Below are 18,639 nucleotides of genomic sequence, written 5' to 3' on the forward strand. Positions count from 1 at the left end.
TGAATAAGGAGCGGTTACATGTGCGGAATCGTGGCCTATGTAGGGCCCAAGGACGCGGCGCCCATTCTGCTGGAGGGCCTGCAGCGTCTTGAGTACCGGGGCTACGACTCGGCCGGTGTGGTGATCTCCAACAAGGGCCTCAAGATGCGCAAGGTCAAGGGCCGGGTGGCCGACCTGGCTGCGGTCGTGCCCGCGCGGTTCAAGGGCGGCCTGGGTATCGGTCACACCCGCTGGGCCACCCACGGCGCGCCCAGCGACGTCAACGCCCATCCGCACCTGTCCACCGACGAGCGCATCGCCGTCGTGCACAACGGCATCATCGAGAACGCCGACGAACTGCGCGCCAAGCTGGAGGCCGACGGTGCGATCTTCCTGTCGGAGACCGACACCGAGGTGCTGTCGCACCTGATCGCCCGTACGGTCAAGGAGGCCGACTCGCTGGAGGAGGCCGTGCGGACCGCGCTCAAGCGGGTCGTCGGCACGTACGGGATCGCGGTGATCGACTCCGAGCGTCCCGGCGAGGTGGTCGTGGCGCGCAACGGCAGTCCCATCGTGCTGGGCATCGGCGAGAAGGAGATGTTCGCCGCGTCCGACGTGGCCGCGCTGGTCCGCTACACGCGCCAGGTGGTGCACCTGGAGGACGGCGAGATCGCCGTGCTGCGGGCCGACGGGTTCAACACCTTCGCCAGCGACGCGCGGGAGACGGCCAAGGAGACGCTGACCGTCGACTGGGAGGCCGGGCACTACGACACCGGCGGCTACGAGCACTACCTGCTCAAGGAGATCTCCGAGCAGCCCGACACGGTGGCCAGGACGCTGCGCGGGCGGCTGGACGACCGCTTCCACATCGCCCATCTGGGCGGTCTCAACATGGACGCGCGGGAGAGCCGCTCGTTCCGCCGAGTGAAGGTCATCGGCTGCGGTTCCGCGTACTACTCGGGCCAGATCGGCGCGCAGCTCATCGAGGAACTGGCGCGCATCCCCGCCGACGCGGAGCCGGCGAGCGAGTTCCGCTACCGCAGTCCGGTGGTGGAGGCCGACACCCTCTATGTGGCGATCAGCCAGTCGGGCGAGACCTACGACACCCTCGCCGCCGTGCAGGAGCTCAAGCGCAAGGGCGGCCGGGTGCTCGGCATCGTCAACACGGTGGGCAGCGCGATCGCCCGCGAGTGCGACGGCGGCCTCTATCTGCACGCGGGCCCCGAGGTCTCGGTGGCGAGCACCAAGGCGTTCACCTCGACCGCCGTGGCCTTCGCGCTGCTCGCGCTGCACCTGGGCCGGGTGCGTGACCTGTCTCCCGCCGACGGCCGCAGGATCTGCGACGGCCTGCGCAGGCTGCCTGACCAGATCAAGGAGATCCTGGCGCTGGAGCCGCAGCTCAAGGAGCTGGCGGGTAAGTACGCCGAGTCGCCGAGCATGATGTTCGTGGGCCGGGTGAGGGGCTATCCGGTGGCCCGCGAGGGCGCGCAGAAGCTCAAGGAGATCTCGTACGTGCACGCCGAGGCCTATCCGGCGAGCGAGCTCAAGCACGGGCCGCTGGCGCTGATCGGCCCGGACATGCCGACGGTGGCGATCGTCCCCGACGACGAGCTGCTGGACAAGAATCTCACCACGCTGGGTGAGATCCGCGCCCGGGGCGGCCGGGTGCTCATGGTGGGCCACCGCGGCGCCGACCCCAAGCTCGCCGACGACTGTGTCGTGGTGCCCAAGAACGAGACCGAGCTGGACCCGATCCTGCTCTCGATCCCGCTGCAGCTCTTCGCCTACCACGCGGCCGTGGCCCTGGGGCGCGACGTCGACAAGCCCAGGAACCTGGCCAAGAGCGTCACGGTGGAGTGAGCCCCGCGCCCTTCCCCTCCCCCCGTCTCATCACGGATAGTGATGAGGTACTAACCTCTGGTATAGGGGGTTCTTGGGGGAAGGGGCGCTTATGCGCCGTAGGGGGTTTTTCGCGCTGGCGGCGGGGGTGCTGGTCGCCGCGGGGTGCGGCGCGAACGGCGCCGGCTCGCTGGTGAAGCGCCTGTTCGTCCTCGAACCGACCGCCGACGGCCATGGCTGGGACAGGATCGCGGGCAGGCTGGCGACCGTCGTGGTCCAGGCGGGACTGGCGCGTACCGCGATGGCCGTCGAGCGGGGCGGCGCCCTGGGCTCCGCCCCTCGCGACGCGTTCGGCGCCTTCCACGGCCCCTTCGCGCGAGAGGGCAGGCTGCTCGTCACCGCGATGCCGATGGTGGCCGCCGCGGAGATCGCCAACACCGTCGCCGTGGTGAACGCCGCCACCCCCATCGCCCGCCTGGTCGGCGACTGGTCGGTCCTGGTCGTCCCCTCCGACTCCCGCCTGCTGACCTTCGAGGACTTCGCCGCGCGGCTGCGTCGGAACCCGGCGGGGCTCGCGGTCGGCGGTCGTCCGGAGGGAGGCTCCGAGCACGTGCTCTACGGCATGATCGGCAAGTGCCTCGGGGTGGACGCCCGGCTGCTGGAGTATGCCGGATACCTCACCCCCGAGGACGCCGTGGAGGGGCTCCAGGTGGGCCAGGTGGCGGCCCTGCTGGGATCGGCGCGTGCCCTGCGGTCCGAGATCGCCGCGGGCCGTCTGCGGCCCCTGGCGGTCTCCTCCGGTGACCGGATCGACGGGATCGACGCGCCGACGCTCAGGGAGGTCGACGTCCGGCTGGAGTACAGCGACTGGTGCGGCCTGCTGGGGCCCAAGGACATGAGCCCGGAGGACAGGGACGCCGCGATCGCCCTGTGCGACAGGCTCGACGCCGCGCCAGGCTGGCGCTCCCTGTGCGCGGCCCACGGCTGGAGCCGGGTCTATCTCAGCGGCGACGACTTTCGCCAGTGGCTCTCCACCGAGACGGCCCGCGCCCGCGGTGTACTTCACGAGCTCGGTCTGCTGAAGTCCTCCGACACAACTTGTTGGGGTAGTTGCGTCAGGCGCCCCTAGATGTAGGATCCTGCTCGTTGCTGGTTCGCCCCGAGGGGGGCGAGGCAAGAGGGAACCCGGTGAGATTCCGGGACTGCCCCGCAGCGGTGAACGGGAACGAAAGCCGTCATTGAGCACTGGGCGATCCACGCCTGGGAAGCGACGGCCGGTAGGCATGCGCATTGCGCCCGTGAGTCCGAAGACCTGCCGGTGACGTGAATGTCCAGGGCCTCGTGGGAGGGCCCGCGGAACGAGGCGATCCGGCGTGCCCGGGATCGCTCGCGGACGCGTGCCCATCCGGCGGAGCCGTGGGGGCGAGTCCGATCGAGCGAGGGGCACCACGTGACACAGGCATTGGCGGAGACCGCGACGGGGAGCACGGCGGCGACCGCGACGGGCGACAGCGGCGTCGAAGGTGCGGTGGTGGCCGCGTTGGGCCATGGCGGCGCGGGAAACACCGGAAGCGCCGGGAGCGCCGGGAACACCGGGAACACCGGGAACACCGAGAGCGCTGCGGTGGCCGCGCCGGGCGACGACGGCGCCCTGAGCGCCGGGAGCGCCGCGGACGGCCGCAGGCTGGCCATCGACGAGGCCGCCGCCCGGGTGATCACCGATCCGGAGAACTCCAGGGTCGCCGCCGCGATGCTGGCCGAGCTGATCGCCGACGAGGCCGCCGAGCACGGCGTCCGTACCTTCTCCGAGTCCGTCGCCGCGACCCACGAGGCGGGGCTGATCGCCGACGGACTCGCGAGGTTCGTGTCCACCCACGCCGCGGTCCTGGACGCGCTGGTCGATCCGGAGGCGGACGCCAGGTTCGAGTACTTCGGGCTGCGCACCGTCTACGACCGCTACCTGCTGCGCCACCCGCGGACGCGCAAGGTCCTGGAGCGCCCGCAGCACTTCTTCCTGCGGGTGGCCTGCGGCCTGGCCGAGACCGTCGAGGAGGCCGCCGAGTTGTACGCGCTCATGGCCACCCTGTCCTACCTGCCCAGTTCGCCCACGCTGTTCAACTCGGGCTCGCGCAGGCCCCAGCTCTCCTCGTGCTTCCTGCTCGACTCGCCCCGCGACGAGCTGGAGTCCATCTACGAGCGCTACGGGCAGGTCGCGCGGCTGTCGAAGTACGCGGGGGGCATCGGGATCGCCTGGACCAGGGTCCGCTCGCGGGGCTCGCTGATCCGGGGCACCAACGGCCACTCCAACGGCATCGTGCCCTGGCTGCGCACGCTCGACTCCAGTGTCGCCGCGGTGAACCAGGGAGGCCGCCGCAAGGGCGCGGCCTGCGTCTACCTGGAGCCCTGGCACGCCGATGTCGAGGAGTTCCTGGAACTGCGCGACAACACCGGCGAGGAGGCCCGCCGCACGCACAACCTGAACCTGGCCAACTGGATCCCCGACGAGTTCATGCGCCGGGTCGAGGCCGACGGCCCCTGGTCGCTGTTCGACCCCAAGGAGGTCCCGCACCTCACCGACCTGTACGGCGCCGCGTTCGACGACGCCTACCGGGCCGCCGAGGCCGAGGGCCGCTTCACCCGGCGGATTCCCGCCCGCACCCTGTACGGGCGGATGATGCGCACGCTCGCCCAGACCGGCAACGGCTGGATGACCTTCAAGGACGCGGCGAACCGGACATCAAACCAGACGGCGATGCCCCAGAACGTCATTCACCTGTCGAACCTCTGCACCGAGATCCTCGAGGTCACCGGCGACGCCGAGACCGCCGTCTGCAACCTCGGCTCGATCAACCTCGCCGCCCACCTGTCAGGGGACCTCGAGGACGGGATCGACTGGGCGCGGCTGCGCGCGACGGTCCGTACCGCGGTGCGGTTCCTCGACCGAACCATCGACCTGGGCTTCTACCCGACCCCCGAGGCGAGGGCCGCCAACCAGAGGTGGCGTCCGATCGGGCTCGGCCTGATGGGCCTGGCCGACGTGCTGTTCACGCTGCGGTTGCCGTTCGACTCGCCGCGCGCGCTGGAGCTGTCCACCCGGATCTCCGAGGAGATCGCGCTCGCCGCCTACCGGACCTCCTCGGACCTGGCCGTCGAGCGTGGCCGCCATCCCTCGTACGAGGAGACCAGGGCCGCCACCGGGGTGCTGCACCCCGACCACTACGGGGCCGCGACGTCGGCCGCGTGGACGGAGCTCAGGGAGCGGATCGCGGAAACCGGCCTGCGCAACTCGCTGATGATCGCGATCGCGCCGACGGCCACGATCGCCTCCATCGCCGGTTGCTACGAGTGCATCGAGCCGCAGGTCTCCAACGTCTTCAAGCGCGAGACCCTCTCGGGGGAGTTCCTCCAGGTCAATCGCTATCTCGTCCGTGACCTCCAGGCCCGCGGCCTGTGGACGGCGCCGATCCGCGACGCGATCAAGCGCGCCGACGGCTCGGTCCAGGACATCCCCGAGATCCCCGCCGACCTGAGGCTGCTCTACCGGACCGCCTGGGAGCTGCCGCAGAAGGCGCTGATCGACCTGGCCGCCGCGCGCACCCCGTACATCGACCAGTCGCAGTCGCTGAACCTCTTCATGGCCACGCCGACCATCGGCAAGCTCTCCTCGATGTACGCCTACGCGTGGAAGTCGGGCCTGAAGACCACCTACTACCTGCGCTCGCGCCCGGCCACCCGGATCGCGCAGGCCACCGTGGCGGCCCCGGCGGAGCGGGCCGTGCCCGAGGTCGTGCCCGGGGCGGTGCCCGAGGTCGTGTCCGAGGCCGTCGCCTGCTCCCTGGAGAACCCCGAGTACTGCGACGCCTGCCAGTAGCCGTCTCCGGTCTGCGAAAGACCTCAGAAGCCCTCAGAAGCCCTCAGAAAGGCGATGCGCCGATGTTGCTCGACCCCGGCATGGATCTCACCCTGCGGCCGATGCGCTACCCGGAGTTCTACGAGCGCTACCGGGCCGCGATCCGCAACACCTGGACGGTCGAGGAGGTGGACCTCACCTCCGACCTGGCGGACCTGGCGAGGATGACGCCCGAGGAGCGTCACCTGATCAACCGTCTCGTGGCCTTCTTCGCCACCGGCGACTCGATCGTGGCCAACAACCTCGTCCTCAACCTCTACCAGCACCTCAACGCCCCCGAGGCGCGCCTGTATCTCAGCAGGCAGCTGTTCGAGGAGGCGGTGCACGTCCAGTTCTACCTCACCCTGCTCGACACCTACCTGCCCGATCCCGACGAGCGGGTCAAGGCGTTCGCCGCGGTCGAGCACATCCCCTCGATCCGCGACAAGGCGGAGTTCTGCTTCCGCTGGATCGACTCGCTCGGCGGGCTGACCCGGCTGGAGACGCGGGAGGACCGGCGGGCGTTCCTGCTCAACCTGATCTGCTTCGCGGCGTGCATCGAGGGGCTGTTCTTCTACGGGGCCTTCGCCTACGTCTACTGGTTCCGCTCCCGGGGCCTGCTCGGCGGCCTGGCCACCGGGACGAACTGGGTCTTCCGCGACGAGTCCATGCACATGGAGTTCGCCTTCGGTGTCGTGGAGACCGTACGGGCCGAGGAGCCGGACCTGTTCGACGACAAGCTCGTCGAGCAGGTCACCCGGATGATCGAGGAGGCGGTCGCGGCGGAGCTGGCCTTCGCGGCCGACCTGTGCGGTGACGGCCTGCTCGGGATGAGCGTGGACCAGATGCGCCGCTATCTGGAGTACGTGGCCGACCAGCGCCTGGTCAGGCTCAGGATGCCCGTCAGGTACGGCACGGCCAACCCGTTCGCGTTCATGGAGTTGCAGGACGTGCAGGAGCTGGCCAACTTCTTCGAACGCCGGGTTTCCGCCTACCAGATAGCCGTCGAAGGGAATGTCACGTTCGACGAATCCTTCTGATTAGCTGTCGGTCCGGGAAGAGAACGACGGGGCAGAGAGACGACGAGGGGGACGCCTCACGTGTCCAGCTGGATCATCATGATCGGTTCCATCGTCGCCGCCGTCGTGGCGGTGGAGGTGGTGCGACGGGTGTTGCGCTCGCGGCTGATCGGCGAGAGATGGGTCCTCGCCGGTCCGCTCGTGCACCGCTGCACCTGGCCGGGGTTCGCCACGGCCGTCGTGGCGACGGCCCACACCATCTACGAACCGGGCATGGCGGAGGGCTCGCTCGGCCAGGTGATCGACCGCGCTCTCAGCCTGGCGATGATCGGGTGCGCCACCTGGCTGATCATCCAGGCAGCCTACGCGGTCACCGACGTGGTCCTGGAACGCCTGATCGCCGTCGAGGGCGAGGCCAACCGCAGAGCCCGCCGCATCCGCACCCAGATCACCCTGGTCCGCAGGGTCGCCTCCGCGGTGATCATCGTGCTGGCTCTGGGCGCGATGCTCTTCACCTTCCCGCAGGTGCGGGCGCTGGGAGCCGGACTTCTCGCCTCGGCGGGTATCGCCGGGGTCGTCGTCGGCATCGCCGCCCAGTCGACCCTGGGAAACATGCTCGCCGGGCTGCAGCTGGCCTTCAGCGACGCGCTCCGCCTGGACGACGTCGTGGTGGTGAAGGGGGAGTGGGGCCGAATCGAGGAGCTCAGCCTGACCTACGTGGTGCTGCGGCTGTGGGACGAGCGACGGCTCGTCCTGCCGGTCTCCTACTTCACGGCGAACCCGTTCGAGAACTGGACCCGGCACAGCAGCCGGGTGATCGGTCACGTGATGATCCGGGTCGACTGGTCGGTGCCGGTGGACGAGCTGCGCGCCGAGCTCTACCGGGCCCTGCGCGAGCACCCGCTCTGGGACCAGAAGGACTGGACCCTGCAGGTCACCGACACCCTTCCCAACGGGCTGCTTGAGCTGCGCGCGCTGATGAGCGCCGCCGACTCCGCCAGCGCCTGGGATCTCAAGTGCGACATGCGCGAGCACATGGTGGCCTTCGTCCGCGACAGGTATCCCGAGGCGCTGCCCCGCTTCCGGGTCGAGACCCCGCCCCCCTCCGCGACCGTTCCCGGGACGCTCACCGGCCTGATGGGCGCGGGGCTCATGTCGCGGGGCCTGGGCGGGGACGCCCGCGAGCGGGACGGCTTCGCCCAGCGGGACGGAGACCAGCCGGATCCGGTCTGAGGCGACAGGCAGGCGCCAGGGCATCCGGTTTGTTCTGTTTCAGGGAGCTCCACCGGGGCCGCCGGAGTCCGCAGGACCCCCGCTCCGGCGGCCGACTCGCGGACGAGGGCCACCATGTGCGCCCGCACGGCGTCGGTGGCCTCGGCGAGGCCGCCGACGTTCGGTGTCCGGCGAGAGGGGCGGGGGTCAGCGCTCGACGATCTCGTTCTTGCCGATGACGACGATGCCGCCGTTGGTCACCGCGAAGCGGCTGCGGTCGTACTCCAGGTCGAAGCCGATCCTGGCGCCGTCCGGGATGATCACGTTCTTGTCGACGATGGCCTTGCGGACGATGGCGCCGCGGCCCACCTTCACGTTGCCCATCAGGACCGAGTCCTCGACCTGGGAGTGGGAGTGCAGCACCACGCCGGGGGAGAGGATGGAACGCTCGGCGAGCCCGCCGGAGACGATCGCGCCCGCGGAGACGAGGGAGTCGATCGCCCTGCCCACCCGGTCGCCGTCGTTGTGCACGAACTTGGCCGGGGGGAGCGGATCGTGGCCGGTGTAGATGGGCCAGCTGCTGTTGTAGAGGTTGAAGACCGGATGCGCCGAGATGAGGTCCATGTGGGCCTCGTAGTAGGCGTCGAGCGTTCCGACGTCCCTCCAGTAGCCCCGGTCGCGCTCGGTGGAGCCGGGCACGATGTTGTCGGCGAAGTCGTACACCTCCGCGCTGCCCGACTTCACCATCATCGGGATGATGTTGCCGCCCAGGTCGTGCTTGCTGGTCGGGTCGAGCGCGTCCTCCCTCAGCGCGTCGATCATCGACTGGGTCTTGAAGACGTAGTTGCCCATCGAGGCGTAGACCTGGTCGGGCGCGTCGGGCAGGCCCACCGCGTCCTTCGGCTTCTCGCGGAAGGCCGTGATCTTGCGCCCGGCGGGGTCGGTCTCGATGACCCCGAACTGGTCGGCGAGTGAGAGCGGCTGCCGGATCGCGGCCACGGTCACCTCGGCACCGCTCTCGATGTGCTGCCGCACCATCTGCTGCGGGTCCATGCGGTAGATGTGGTCGGCGCCGAACACGATGACGTGGTCGGGCATCTCGTCGTAGATGAGGTTCAGGTTCTGGAACAGCGCGTCGGCGGAACCGGAGAACCAGTGCGGCCCGAGGCGCTGCTGGGCGGGGACCGGTGTGACGTAGTTGCCGAGCATCGCCGACAGGCGCCATGTCCGGGAGATGTGCCGGTCGAGACTGTGGTTCTTGTACTGCGTCAGCACAACGATCTGGAGGTAGTGGCCGTTGGCGAGATTGGACAGTACGAAGTCGACGAGCCGGTATATCCCCCCGAAAGGCACCGCAGGCTTCGCTCGATCAGCTGTCAGAGGCATGAGCCTCTTACCTTCTCCACCGGCGAGCACGATCGCGAGGACTCTCATAGGTGGACCTTAACCTGATGAACAGGGATGAAACACTAGGCTGATCGCATGCGAGTGGATCTGCTGACCCGTGAATACCCCCCCGACGTCTACGGAGGGGCGGGAGTTCACGTCGAATACCTCGCCCGGGAGTTGCGCAGGCTCGCCGACACCCGGGTCCGCTGCTTCGGAGCACCACGACCGGAGGAGGGCGTCGCGGCCTACCGGGTGCCCGGCGGGCTGGAGACGGCCAACGCAGCGCTGCAGGTGCTCGGCGTCGACCTGGAGATGGCCGCCGGGTGTGAGGGCGCCGACCTGGTACACAGCCACACCTGGTACGCCAACTTCGCCGGCCACGTCGCCAAGATGCTGTACGGGACGCCTCACGTGGTGACCACGCACAGCCTGGAGCCGCTGCGGCCGTGGAAGGCCGAGCAGCTGGGCGGCGGTTACACGCTGTCATCGTGGGCCGAGCGCGGCGCGCTGGCGAGCGCCGACGCGATCGTCGCGGTCTCCGAGGGGATGCGCCGCGACGTGCTGGCGAGCTATCCGGAGATTTCGCCGGAGAGGGTCACAGTGATCCACAACGGGATCGACACCGGCGAGTACGCCCCCGACCGGGACACCGACGTCCTGGAACGGCACGGCATCGACCCGAGCAGGCCCTACGTCGTCTTCGTGGGCCGCATCACCCGGCAGAAGGGCCTCGTCCACCTCCTCCACGCGGCACGCGACTTCCACCCCGACGCCCAGCTGGTGCTCTGCGCGGGAGCCCCTGACACGCCCGAGATCGCCGCCGAGGTGACCGCGCTCGTGCGCGGGCTCGACCGCGAGGGCGTCGTGTGGATCTCGGAGATGCTTCCCCGCCCCGAGGTGATCCAGATCCTCACCCACGCCACCGTGTTCGTCTGCCCCTCCGTCTACGAGCCGATGGGCATCGTCAACCTGGAGGCGATGGCCTGCGAGACCGCCGTCGTGGCCACCGCGACCGGCGGCATCCCCGAGGTCGTGGCCGACGGCTCGACCGGCCTGCTGGTCCCGATCGACCAGGCCGCCGACGGCACCCCGCACGACCCCGACGCCTTCGCCGCCGACCTCGCCGAGCGCGTCAACCGGCTGCTCGCCGATCCAGCCCTCGCCACCCGGATGGGCGAGGCGGGAAGGATCCGCGCGGTGGAGCACTTCTCCTGGGAGCGCATCGCCGAGCGGACGATGGAGCTCTACCGGCAGGTCGCCCGCCGGTAGGTTGCCGGCCTCCGCCGGGTGACGGTCTCTCGCGAGGCGGGGCCTACGGCGGTGGTCTCCCGCGGTGGTTCCCCGGTGGTCTCCGGCGGTGACGAGGTGGGGTCCTAGGCGGTGATGAAGTGCAGGATCACGTTGTGCACGTGGTGCGCCTTGTTGTCGCCCCGGAACTCCACCTCGTAGGTGTGGGTGCCCACGTGGATCGCGATGGCCCCCGAGGAGAAGAACGAGCCCGCGATCGACTTGTTGCTCACCACGCTCACCGCGGAGACCTTGTTGTAGGGGATGCTCGTGATGGCGATCTTCTTGCCGACGAACGACTTGTCCTGCACGATCACCCGCTTGTCGGTGAGCCCCAGGAAACCGGTGCCGGTACCGATGGCGTCGTAGACGGCGATGATCTGCTCGCCGGGCATGAGGCCGCTCTCGATCTGCTGGTACTGCTCCTTGCGGTCGTACACAACCTGAGCCATCAGATCCTCCTTAGGGGGCCGTCGCCTTTAGGTGACGGGGGAATCGGGAGCGGGAGGGCCGTCAAGGCCCGAGCGTGCCCTGGCCGGTCAGGTCTGCGCATGGGGGATCTCCGATCGTCGCACGTTAGATGGACGGCACTGTCATAGTGATCGTGTGACCCGTCAAGTGCGCACCCCCGGCGCGGCGTACGACCTCGGATACCACGTGGTGTGGTGCCCGAAGTACCGCCGCCCGGTCCTGGGCGGGCGGGTCAAGGACCTCCTTGAGGAATTGATTCGCGCCAAGGCCGACGAGCACGGACGGGAGATCGTGGCGCTTGAGGTGATGCCCGACCACGTACACCTGTTCGTCAAGCCGCACCCGAAGAACTCTCCGTCGCATGTGGCCAATCAGTTCAAGGGCTTCACCTCCCACCACCTGCGTGCCGAGTTTCCGCACCTGCGCTCCCAACTGCCGACGCTGTGGTCACGGTCGTACTTCGTGGCCACGACCGGCGCGGTGTCCGCCGATACCGTGCAGCGCTACATCGAGACCCGATACGAGCGCGTCCCCACCGGTGGGGGGGCTCGTGCGTAGCTCGTTGAAGTTCCTGCTGCGTCCGACCGCCCACCAGCAGGTCGCGCTGACCGCCTGCCTGGACGATCACCGCGCTCTGTACAACGCCGCGCTGGAGCACCGCCGCACCGCGTACCGCATGGCGGGCGTGAGCATCAAGTACGGCGACCAGTCGGCCGACCTCAAGCACATCCGCGCCACCGACGCGGGCGGCCAGGGCCGGTGGTCGTTCTCCTCCCAGCAGGCCACCCTGCGCCGCCTGGACAAGGCGTTCGCGGCGTTCTTCGCCCGCGTCAAGGCCGGGCGCACGCCGGGCTTTCCCCGCTTCAAGGGCAACGGACGCCTCGACACCGTCGAATGGCCCAAAGACGGCGACGGCTGCCGCTGGGACTCCCAGCCCGAACACCCCACCGCCACCTACCTCCGCCTCCAGGGCGTCGGGCATGTCCGCGTTCACCAGCACCGCGCCATGCGCGGCATCGTCAAGACGATCGGCGTCAAGCGGGAAGGTTCGCGCTGGTACGTGATCTTGTCGTGTGATGACGTACCCGCCGAACCGCTTCCCACGACCGGCACGGCCGTCGGAATCGACCTGGGCGTCGCCTCGCTCGTCACCACCAGCGACGGCGAGCACTTGGACAACCCTCGTCACCTGGCCGCGTCCGCCGACCGCCTCGCTGCCGCCCAGCGCGACCTCGCCAGGAAGAAGCGCGGCTCCAACCGGCGCCGCAAAGCGGTGGCGCGGGTCGCCGCCCTGCACGGCAAGGTCCGTCGTCAACGCCTGGACGGCGTGCACAAGGCCGCCCTCGCGCTGGTCCGCGACCACGACGTCATCGCCTGCGAGGACCTGCGGATCGCGAACCTGACCCGTTCGGCGTCCGGCACCGTCGAGGCGCCCGGCCGTAACGTCGCCCAGAAGTCCGGCCTCAACCGTTCGATTCTCGACGCGGGTTGGGGGGTGTTCCTGACGATCCTCGCGGACAAGGCTGAAAGCGCCGGTCGAGAAGTGATCACGGTGAACCCCGCCAACACCTCCCGCACGTGCGCCGCCTGCGGCCACGTTGCGAAGGAGAACCGCCCCACCCAAGCCGAGTTCCGCTGTCAGCGGTGCGCACACGTCGCGCACGCCGACGTGAACGCGGCGATCAACATCCTCAGGGCAGGGCTTGCCCTTCGCGATGTCGCGCAAGCGGCTTAACGAGAAGCCGCTCCCTTCAGGAAGCGGAGGAGTCACGACGTTCGCAATCTGTAGGGGGATCTGTGTCTCTGTGAAACGAACGTCCCGGGGGGCAGGTTCCTGGGCGGGTAAGGTCGGCGGGTGAACTTTCAGATGAGGATCACCGATCGTCACGGTGGTGTCAGCGCCGGTCCGTACCGCAGCCGCAACCTGGGAGGTATGTGCGGCGACGAGCCGGACGCGGTCGCGGAGAACAGAGCCAGGACGGCCGCTGAGTTCGGCCTGGAGCGGGTCGTGTTCATGCGGCAGGTCCACAGCGCCGACGTCCGTTATGTCAGAGAGCCCTTCGGCGACGACCCGCCGCCGCTGGACGGGGTCTGTACCGACGTGCCCGGCCTCGGCCTGGCCGCGCTCTGCGCCGACTGCGCGCCCGTCCTGCTGGCCGAGCCGGAGGCCGGACTGGTCGGCGCCGCGCACTCGGGCCGGGTCGGCACCATGTCCGGCGTCGTCACGGCCCTGGTCGAGGAGATGGCCGGGCGCGGAGCGGACCCGGCGAGGATGACCGCGCTGATCGGCCCGATGGCCTGCGGCACCTGCTACGAGGTCCCCGCGGACATGCGTGAGGAGGTCGCGGTGATGCTTCCCGAGGCGTGGTCGATCACCCGCCAGGACACCCCGGCCCTCGACCTGCGGGCCGCGATCACCTCGCAGCTGGGCAAGGCGGGTGTCGGGGAGATCACCCACGACACCCGCTGCACCATCGAGAGCCCTGACCTGTTCTCCCATCGCGGGGAGGGGACGACCGGCAGGTTCGCGGGCTACGTCTGGCTGGAGCCCTGACCAGCCCTCACCCCGGTCCTGGCCCGCGTACGGAGGGAAGGCCGGTCCCGGTCGCCTAGGGACCTGCCCGGTCCCCTCCGGTCGCGGTCGCCTACGGGCCCCGCCCGGCCCTCCCCGGTCACGCGGTGTCGATCACGACGCGGCGCGCTCCAGCACGACCACCGGGATCTCCCTCTCGGTCTTCGTCTGGTAGTCGTCGTAGGCGGGCCAGGCCGCGGCCATGATCGACCACATCTCCGGTTTCTCCTCCGGGGTGGCGGTGCGTGCCCTGGCCTTGAACCGGTCGCCCAGCACCTGGACCTCGACCTCGGGGTCCGCCTGGAGGTTGAGGTACCACAGCGGCGGATCGTCGGCGCCCCCCTTGGAGGCGACCACGAGGAGGTCGTCGCCGTGGCGCTGGTAGATGAGCGGGGTGGAGCGCCGCTCGCCGGACCTGCGGCCGACGGTGGTGAGGATCAGGGTCGTGGTGCCCTGCCACTCGTGTCCCTCGGCGCCGTCGGTCGCCTGATATCTCGCCACATGCTCTTTTCCGAACAGCATGATCTATCCCCTCTGACGATTGCGCGGGTCGATGCCCGACAGTGTGATCTATTCCCTCTGACGATTGCGCGGGTCAATAATCGACAGAGGGAATCCATCACACCGGGTCGATCAATCCGCCGACAGGATGCTTCCGTAGGCGCGGGCGGCCAGGTCTGCGATCAGATCGTGCGTGCCGAGGACCTCGGCGCACTCGGCCCCGATCTCCTCCGCGGCCGCGTTCGCGAGCCCTGAAGGTGCCTCAGGGCCCAGCAGGCAGGGGGAGACGGCGATGCGCTGGGCGCCGATGCCGCGAAGCCGCCCGGCCGCGTCCGCCACGGTGGGCGCGCTGTCGAGGGAGGCGACCAGGACGGGCAGGGTGAGCCGCGAGGCCAGCAGCACCGCCGTCGGCTGTGCCTCCGCCGCCGCGATCTCGCCGCCGACGGTGGCAAGGATGACCGCGTCGACCGGGCTGGAGACGTTGAGCAGCCGCATCCGGTCGGCCCGCGCCAGGCTTCTCTCCGACAGGCGGATGTGCAGGGCCTCGGCAAGCAGCGGGTGCGGCCCCAGGGGGGCGGTGACCGTCACCGGGACCTTGCTGGAGGCGACCGCCGCGGAGATCAACTGGTCGGCGACCGGGTGCGGGCCGGTCAGCAGCGGAACCACGATGGCGGCCGTCGCGTCCTCGGGGCGCTCCCTCGCCGCCGCCTCCAGTTCGGAGGTCAGTCCTTTGCCGTCCTCACCGAGCGCGGCCAGTCGGACCTGGATCTGTGGATTGTCCCCCCGGATGAGGGCCGCGAGCTCCGCGGCGGTGCCGGAGGCGTCGCCGAGCGCGGCCAGCACGAGTGCTGGGGCCTCGGGCGGGAGCTGGGAGGGCACGGGCCTGCGGTGCCTTCCGGAGGGCCGTACCGGGCGCCCTCGTACGGGGAGGATGGGACTCTCGCTCACATGCGCGGACTCTAGGGGCATTTGACACTTCCCGTGACCGGAAACGGCAGCATTTCCGTCACAACATTTGTGGAAAGGGGTGGGGAACCCGGCTTCCGGGCGGGTTGGTGACCGGGCGTGCGCCCAGCTCACAGCCGGTATGCGCTTTGCTCGCGGCCGGTACGCGGTCGGCTCATGTCCGGCGTGCGACCGGGTCACGACCGGCGCGTCGGCGAGTGACCGGTTCATGGTGGGTGGGTGGGCGGTGTTCGGCTGGGAAACCCGTCAGGTCAGACGTCACGGTGCCCCTCCCACTCGTCCTCCAGCGCCGAGTGCACGATGGAGTCGCGCCAGACCCCGCGGGCTCGTACGTGGTGCCTGATCCTGCCCTCCTCGACCATCCCGGCGACCAGCATCGCGAGTTGGGCGGCGGTGTTGGCGGGGGAGCGGGCGCCCCAGATGCGGTGCAGGCGCAGATCGCGGAAGCCGAACGTCAGGATCAGCCGGATCAGGTCGGTGCCGATGCCCCGGCCCCAGTGGTCGGGACGGAGCCCGAGGCCGATCTCCGCGCTGTGCGGGTGGTCGGCCTCGATGTGCAGCCGGGCGACGCCGAAGGCCTCGCTGTTGTCGAGGTCGGTCACCGCCAGCACGTAGAGACGCCGAGGCTCGACCTCCGAGGCGTCGATCGCCTCGATGATCGTTTCCTCGACCTCCTCGCGCGTGCGGGGGTCGAACGGCAGGTGCTCGGTGGCCGTCGGGTCACCGTATACGGCGTGCAGGGCGTCCACGTCATCGATGGTGATTTCCCTGAGCCGGAGTCTCTTGCCCGAGATCTCAACGTGGCGCATGCGCAGACGCTAACGTCTCGGAGCGCTCACGGCTAGAGATCTTTCCGGTAAGCGGACATACCATCATTTTAGTGATCTTATACGCATGGCTCCGTGTGTGCCCAGGCCCGGGATTCCTGTGCCACGACTCAGGCGACACGGTCTCGCCCGTGTCCGGAATCGGACACGGGCCGGCTCCCGTGCGGTCGGCTTCGCGTGGAGGTCCGCCTCACTTCGCAGGGAGCGACGCCGTCTTCGACGGACATGTCGATCCTCCTTTTGGGGGAAGGGCGCCGGAGGGCGGTGGCCGGGGATGGCCGTCCCCTGCCACCGGCCCGCCCGGCTTCCCCTCGTGGCGGGCTCTGGCGGTTCCTGACGTACTCCGATGGGCTTGTATGGACTCATAACGAGTCGGTGGCTCGGCGAGTTCGGTGAATCGCGCCGAATTCACCGGATGGTTCGGTACTTCGGAGAAGGTCGCGACCACCGGAGAGGGACGGTGGCCGCGAGAGGGGCTCAGGCGTCCCGGGAAGCGGTCCCCGTGCGCGTTCCCGGAACGCCGTCGCCGATGGCGCCGGACCCCCCGCCCCGGGCTCCGCCGAGGTCGGGCGTGCTGTCGAGCGCCACAGGAAGGCCGTCGTCGTGAGTTCCGGGCGCGATGGCGAGGCCCACGGCGGTGACGGCGAGCGCGGCGACCACGTAGAGCGAGATGGCGAGGGTGCCGCCGAACCGGTCGAACAGCGACAGGGCGATGATCGGGGCGAGGGCGCCCCCGAAGATTCCGGCGACCTGGTAGCCCATGGACGCGCCGCTGTAGCGCAGGCGGGTGCTGAAGAGCTCGGCGATGAAGGCCGCCTGGGGCCCGTACATCGCCGCGTGGCAGGCGAGGGCCACGACCGAGGCCAGCACGATCAGCGGGAAGGACCTGGTGTCGAGCAGGGGGAAGAAGGCGAACACCCAGATCGCGGCCCCGATCACGCCCGCCAGGTAGACCGGGCGGCGGCCGACCCGATCGGAAAGCGCGCCGAACAGCGGGATCAGGAAGAGCTGGAAGGCGGAGCCGATCAGCACCGCGTTCAGCGCGACCCCGCGTTCGAGTGCGAGGGGACCGGTCACGTAGGCCAGGACATAGGTCACGAAGATGTAGAAGGCGACGTCCACGCCGATGCGCGCCAGGCCCGCGGAGATCAGCGCGCGCGGGTGCGTGCGCAGCACCTCGAGCAGCGGCATCCGTGCCCTCGCGCCCGCCCGCTCGACCTGGCTGAACAGCGGAGACTCCACGATCCGCAGGCGGATCCACAGGCCCACGACGACCAGCGCGCCCGACAGCAGGAACGGCACCCGCCATCCCCACGACAGGAACGCCTCCTCGGGAAGCGCCGCGGACATCACCCCGAGCACGCCCGCCGCCAGCAGGTTTCCCGCGGGCACGCCGACCTGTGGCCAGCTCGCGTTGAACCCGCGCCGGCGGGAGTCGCCGTGCTCGATGGACATCAGCACGGCTCCGCCCCACTCGCCGCCCAGGCCGAGCCCCTGCAGGAAGCGCAGGGTGACGAGCAGCAGCGGGGCGGCCACGCCGATGGTGGCGTAGCCGGGCAGCAGGCCGATCAGGAAGGTGGCGACGCCCATCAGCAGCAGGGTCACCACCAGCACGTTCTTGCGGCCGGCCCGGTCGCCGAAGTGACCGAACACGATGCCGCCGAGCGGCCGCGCGACGAACCCGATCGCGTAGGTGAGGAACGCGAGCAGCGTGCCGGTGAGCGGTTCGAAGGTGGGGAAGAAGAGCCTGTTGAAGACCAGGGCCGCGGCCGAACCGTAGAGGAAGAAGTCGTACCACTCCAGGGAGGTGCCGACCAGTCCGGCCACGATGACCCGCCTGGCCTGGGAGCTTGCCATCGCATGTGCTCCTTAGCTTCTCGTCGGGGAGGTTCCCGTGAGTTCGCTTCGTGTTGCGGTCTCCATCAACATAAGAATCGTTCAACAATTCGACAATAGGTTTGTTTGATGATTTCTTGGGGGCGTGGAAAACGTCACCGCAGCGCTACAACGCGATCGCGGTCGTCTCGGGCGCAGCAGTGCGGCGGAGGTGGTCGCCGACATCCTCCGTGACCGGATCGCCGAAGGGCTCTTCGTCCCAGGTCAGCGCCTGTCCGAGGAGAGCATCGGCGCGGCGCTCGAAGTCTCGCGCAACACCCTGCGCGAGGCGTTCCGGCTGCTCGGCCACGAGCGCCTGCTGGAGCATCGGCTCAACCGGGGTGTGTTCGTGCGCGTGCTGTCGGTGGAGGACGTCGCCGACCTCTACCGGATGCGCAGGGTGATCGAGGGCGCCGCCGTGCGAAACAGCGCGCACGTCACCCGTGAGACTCTCGCCGTCATCAAGGAGGCCGTCGCCGAGGCGTCCCGTGCCGCCGACGAGGGGCGCTGGCAGGACGTCGGGACGGCCAACATCCGCTTCCACCAGAACCTCGCCGCCCTGAACGGCAGCCCGCGCCTGGACGAGGTGATGCGTCAGCTGCTGGCCGAGCTCCGCCTGGTCTTCCACGTCATGAAGAACCCCCGCGCCTTCCACGAGCCTTTCGTGGTCCGCAACATGGAGCTGGTGGAGCTCATGGAGGCCGGACGGGTGGCCGAGGCCGAGCAGGCCCTGGAGACCTACCTGGACGACGCCGAGAAACTACTGATAAAGGCATATATCCCCTAGTCGTAAACGGGGTGTAATGGGGCACA

16 protein-coding genes and 1 riboswitch are annotated in these 18,639 nt (G+C 69.5%); of the genes, 10 read left to right on the forward strand and 6 right to left on the reverse strand.

Annotation, left to right across the window (positions count from 1 at the left end; all coding sequences use genetic code 11):
- Positions 1-18: 18 nt before the first annotated feature.
- The 5 genes from glmS to ABZ664_RS08955 all read left to right on the forward strand — a co-directional run bounded on the left by glmS (position 19) and on the right by ABZ664_RS08955 (position 7,959).
- Positions 19-1,839: a glutamine--fructose-6-phosphate transaminase (isomerizing) gene (glmS, locus tag ABZ664_RS08935; protein WP_362505277.1), complete on the forward strand. Its 1,821-nt coding sequence runs from the start codon at positions 19-21 to the stop codon at positions 1,837-1,839.
- Positions 1,840-1,930: 91 nt separating this feature from the next.
- Positions 1,931-2,947 (forward strand): tripartite tricarboxylate transporter substrate-binding protein, encoded by a 1,017-nt coding sequence (locus tag ABZ664_RS08940; protein ID WP_362505280.1) that lies wholly within the window; start codon positions 1,931-1,933, stop codon positions 2,945-2,947.
- A gap of 4 nt (positions 2,948-2,951) precedes the next feature.
- Positions 2,952-3,153: riboswitch (cobalamin riboswitch) on the forward strand.
- Positions 3,154-3,268: 115 nt separating this feature from the next.
- Positions 3,269-5,689: a ribonucleoside-diphosphate reductase subunit alpha gene (locus ABZ664_RS08945; protein ID WP_362505283.1), complete on the forward strand. Its 2,421-nt coding sequence runs from the start codon at positions 3,269-3,271 to the stop codon at positions 5,687-5,689.
- Between the two features lie 62 nt (positions 5,690-5,751).
- Positions 5,752-6,747: a ribonucleotide-diphosphate reductase subunit beta gene (locus ABZ664_RS08950; RefSeq protein ID WP_362505286.1), complete on the forward strand. Its 996-nt coding sequence runs from the start codon at positions 5,752-5,754 to the stop codon at positions 6,745-6,747.
- Positions 6,748-6,807: 60 nt separating this feature from the next.
- On the forward strand, positions 6,808-7,959 hold the full coding sequence (locus tag ABZ664_RS08955) for a mechanosensitive ion channel domain-containing protein (RefSeq protein ID WP_362505289.1): 1,152 nt from the start codon (positions 6,808-6,810) through the stop codon (positions 7,957-7,959).
- 186 nt (positions 7,960-8,145) lie between these two features.
- Here the strand turns inward: ABZ664_RS08955 and glgC are convergent, their stop codons facing one another.
- Positions 8,146-9,372 carry a glucose-1-phosphate adenylyltransferase gene (glgC, locus tag ABZ664_RS08960; RefSeq protein WP_362505292.1) on the reverse strand — a complete coding sequence of 409 codons (1,227 nt, stop codon included), beginning with the start codon at positions 9,370-9,372 and terminating at the stop codon, positions 8,146-8,148.
- Between the two features lie 48 nt (positions 9,373-9,420).
- Here glgC and glgA point away from each other — a divergent pair, with 48 nt between their 5' ends.
- Complete coding sequence (gene glgA / locus ABZ664_RS08965) at positions 9,421-10,596, forward strand: glycogen synthase (protein WP_362505295.1); 1,176 nt, start codon at positions 9,421-9,423, stop codon at positions 10,594-10,596.
- Positions 10,597-10,700: 104 nt separating this feature from the next.
- On the opposite strand, the gene ABZ664_RS08970 is transcribed toward glgA, so the two are convergent.
- The gene (locus tag ABZ664_RS08970) at positions 10,701-11,066 is read right to left on the reverse strand and encodes a PH domain-containing protein (RefSeq protein ID WP_362505298.1); all 366 of its coding nucleotides are present in this window, start codon (positions 11,064-11,066) and stop codon (positions 10,701-10,703) included.
- A 154-nt stretch (positions 11,067-11,220) separates the two neighbouring features.
- Here ABZ664_RS08970 and tnpA point away from each other — a divergent pair, with 154 nt between their 5' ends.
- The 3 genes from tnpA (at position 11,221) to pgeF (ending at position 13,639) form a co-directional block, all read left to right on the forward strand.
- A complete protein-coding gene (gene tnpA / locus ABZ664_RS08975) occupies positions 11,221-11,643 on the forward strand; it encodes an IS200/IS605 family transposase (protein WP_362505301.1) in 423 nt (140 codons plus the stop codon).
- On the forward strand, positions 11,636-12,820 hold the full coding sequence (locus ABZ664_RS08980; RefSeq protein ID WP_362505304.1) for a transposase: 1,185 nt from the start codon (positions 11,636-11,638) through the stop codon (positions 12,818-12,820). Before tnpA ends, ABZ664_RS08980 begins: the two co-directional genes overlap by 8 nt.
- A gap of 132 nt (positions 12,821-12,952) precedes the next feature.
- Entirely contained in the window at positions 12,953-13,639 is a 687-nt protein-coding gene (gene pgeF, locus ABZ664_RS08985) for a peptidoglycan editing factor PgeF (protein WP_362506306.1), read from the forward strand.
- Between the two features lie 132 nt (positions 13,640-13,771).
- Here the strand turns inward: pgeF and ABZ664_RS08990 are convergent, their stop codons facing one another.
- From ABZ664_RS08990 to ABZ664_RS09005, 4 genes are all read right to left on the reverse strand, one after another.
- Complete coding sequence (locus tag ABZ664_RS08990) at positions 13,772-14,179, reverse strand: nitroreductase family deazaflavin-dependent oxidoreductase (protein WP_362505307.1); 408 nt, start codon at positions 14,177-14,179, stop codon at positions 13,772-13,774.
- 111 nt (positions 14,180-14,290) lie between these two features.
- Positions 14,291-15,106: a CbiX/SirB N-terminal domain-containing protein gene (locus ABZ664_RS08995; RefSeq protein WP_362505310.1), complete on the reverse strand. Its 816-nt coding sequence runs from the start codon at positions 15,104-15,106 to the stop codon at positions 14,291-14,293.
- Between the two features lie 269 nt (positions 15,107-15,375).
- Positions 15,376-15,933 carry a GNAT family protein gene (locus tag ABZ664_RS09000; protein ID WP_362505313.1) on the reverse strand — a complete coding sequence of 186 codons (558 nt, stop codon included), beginning with the start codon at positions 15,931-15,933 and terminating at the stop codon, positions 15,376-15,378.
- A gap of 495 nt (positions 15,934-16,428) precedes the next feature.
- On the reverse strand, positions 16,429-17,808 hold the full coding sequence (locus ABZ664_RS09005) for an MFS transporter (RefSeq protein ID WP_362505316.1): 1,380 nt from the start codon (positions 17,806-17,808) through the stop codon (positions 16,429-16,431).
- Positions 17,809-17,932: 124 nt separating this feature from the next.
- Here ABZ664_RS09005 and ABZ664_RS09010 point away from each other — a divergent pair, with 124 nt between their 5' ends.
- Positions 17,933-18,613 carry a GntR family transcriptional regulator gene (locus ABZ664_RS09010; protein ID WP_362505319.1) on the forward strand — a complete coding sequence of 227 codons (681 nt, stop codon included), beginning with the start codon at positions 17,933-17,935 and terminating at the stop codon, positions 18,611-18,613.
- Positions 18,614-18,639 lie beyond the last annotated feature (26 nt).

The sequence above is a fragment of the Streptosporangium sp. NPDC006930 genome (assembly GCF_040635605.1).
GTDB lineage: Bacteria > Actinomycetota > Actinomycetes > Streptosporangiales > Streptosporangiaceae > Streptosporangium.